Origin of the sequence: Shimia sp. (assembly GCF_041624275.1) — a bacterium.
GTDB lineage: Bacteria > Pseudomonadota > Alphaproteobacteria > Rhodobacterales > Rhodobacteraceae > Shimia.
The window spans coordinates 1-2361 of the sequence record NZ_JBFJVE010000292.1 but is presented as its reverse complement, the minus strand read 5'-3'; the positions used below and the strand labels follow the sequence as shown (position 1 = coordinate 2361).

Sequence of the window (2361 nt, the reverse complement as noted above, 5' to 3'; positions counted from 1 at the left end):
TCGGTGTCGCCCTCGCCGGGCCGCGCGCCTAAGACGGGGAAATGCGCGACTTTCCCTTCGTCAACCCCGAAGGGCGGCGCGCCCTCGGCGCCGCTGACATCGATGCCGCCTGCCGGGCGCTCTGGCACAGCTGGGCGCTGGCGCTGGCCATCCCGGTGCTGCTGGCGCTGATCTGAGCGCTTGCCCTGAGGCCGCGACCTGATACCCTCGGCCGATATTCATTTGCGAGGTTTCCATGCGTCTGCCCCTGCTTCTTGCCGCTCTGACATTTTCCGCCGCCAGCGCCAGCACCCTGCGCGCCGACGTGCCCTGCGGCGGCGCCTTTTCCGGCTTCGTCGGCGGCCTGAAGCAAGAGGCGATCTCGAGAGGCCATGCCAAGGCCGATGTCGAGGCCTTCTTCGCCAATGTCCGCCACGATGCGCGCACCCTCAAGGCCGACCGCGCCCAGGGCGTGTTCCAGATGCCCTTCGTCGATTTCTCGCGCCGCCTGATCAGCCAGAACCGGATCGATACCGGCCGCGCCAAGGCCGCCAAGCACAGTGCCACCTTCGAGCGGATCGAGCGTCAATACGGCGTCTCGCGCGGCGTGCTGCTGGCCTTCTGGGCCTTCGAAACCGACTACGGCGCCTTTCAGGGCGATTTCAACACCCTGAACTCGCTGGTCACCCTGGCCCATGACTGCCGCCGCCCGGGCCTGTTCCGGCCCCAGGTCTTCGCCGCGCTCGACCTCTACGAGGCTGGCGCCTTCTCGCCGGGCCGGACCACCGGCGCCTGGGCGGGCGAGATCGGCATGGTGCAGATGCTGCCCGCCGACATCATCGAGAACGGCGTCGACGGCGATGGCGACGGCCGCGTCGACCTCAAGTCCTCGCCGCAGGATGCGCTGATGTCGGGGGCCAAGATGCTGCAGCATCTCGGCTGGCGCGCCAACCAGCCCTGGCTTCAGGAGGTCACGCTGCCGCAGGATCTCGACTGGTCGAAATCCGGTCTCGACCACAGCCTGCCGGCGGCGCAATGGGCGCGGCTCGGGGTGCGGCCGCGCCAGGGCCGGCTGGCCGACCTCGAGGCCTCGCTGCTGCTGCCCCAGGGGCGCCGGGGGCCGGCCTTTCTCGCCTATCCGAATTTCCGGGTCTATTTCGAATGGAACCAGAGCTTCGTCTACGTGACCACGGCGGCCTATTTCGCCACCCGTCTCGAGGGCGCCGCCCCCTATGATGCCGGCCGCCCCGAGCCGGGGCTGGACGGGGCCGGGATGAAACGGTTGCAGAGAAAGCTCAAGGCGCGCGGCCATGACGTCGGCAAGATCGACGGCATCCTCGGCGCCAAGACCCGCGCCGCGGTGCAGGCCGAACAGGTCCGCCTCGGCCTGCCCGCCGACGCCTGGCCCACGCCGGCATTGCTGAACCTTCTCTGAACCGGCTTTCTCTTGCCTGAAATATCCCGGGGGAGGCGCCGGGAATGGCGCCATTTCCGGTGCCGGGGGCAGCGCCCCCAAAGCGCGCCCCAAAGCGGCCTCAGGCGACCATCGTTTCCGCCGCCTTGAGATCCACCGAGACCAGCTGCGACACCCCCTGTTCGGCCATGGTCACCCCGAACAGACGGTCCATCCGCGCCATGGTCACCGCGTGGTGGGTGATGATCAGGAACCGGGTGTTGGTGCGGCGGCACATCTCGTCCAGCAGGTCGCAGAACCGGGTCACATTGGCGTCGTCCAGCGGCGCGTCGACCTCGTCGAGAACGCAGATCGGCGCCGGGTTGGCCAGGAAGACCGCGAAGATCAGCGCCAGCGCGGTCAGCGTCTGCTCGCCGCCCGACAACAGGCTCAGCGTCGACAGTTTCTTGCCCGGCGGCTGGCACATGATCTCCAGCCCCGCCTCCAGCGGATCATCGCTTTCCACCAGCACCAGATTGGCCTCGCCGCCGCCGAAGAGGTGGCGGAACAGCATGGTGAAATTCGAGTTCACCTGTTCAAAGGCGGTCAGCAGCCTTTCACGCCCCTCGCGGTTGAGACTGGCGATGCCGCTGCGCAGGGCACGGATCGCCTCTTCCAGGTCGGCCTTCTCGGTGACCAGCAGGTCATGTTCCTGCTGCACTTCCTTGGCGTCCTCCTCGGCCCGCAGGTTGACCGCGCCGAGACTGTCGCGCTGGCGCTTCAGCCGGTTGACATCGGCCTCGATGGCGTGGCTGTCGGCGATCCGGTCGGGGACCACGCCGAGCCGCTCGAGCAGCGCCGCTGGCGACAGCTGCTGTTCCTCGTAGATGCGCTCGGCGGCATAGGACACGGTCTCGCGCGCCGCCTCGGCCCGCGCCTCGGCCCGGGCCCGCGCCTCGCGGGCCTCGCTGGCGCTGCGCTCGGCGTCG

General features: G+C 69.0%; 2 protein-coding genes and 1 pseudogene. 2 read left to right on the top strand and 1 reads right to left on the bottom strand.

Features of this window, described 5'->3' with window-relative positions; translation table 11 throughout:
- The first annotated feature begins 41 nt into the window (after positions 1–41).
- Together ABZD10_RS15280 and ABZD10_RS15275 are read left to right on the top strand one after the other, a co-directional pair.
- Positions 42–176, top strand: coding sequence for a hypothetical protein (locus tag ABZD10_RS15280; RefSeq protein WP_372887833.1), 135 nt, complete (start codon positions 42–44; stop codon positions 174–176).
- 59 nt (positions 177–235) lie between these two features.
- Positions 236–1414: a lytic murein transglycosylase gene (locus ABZD10_RS15275; RefSeq protein WP_372887831.1), complete on the top strand. Its 1179-nt coding sequence runs from the start codon at positions 236–238 to the stop codon at positions 1412–1414.
- 100 nt (positions 1415–1514) lie between these two features.
- Here the strand turns inward: ABZD10_RS15275 and ABZD10_RS15270 are convergent.
- Positions 1515–2361, bottom strand: a pseudogene (locus ABZD10_RS15270) (chromosome segregation protein SMC); the annotation flags it as partial.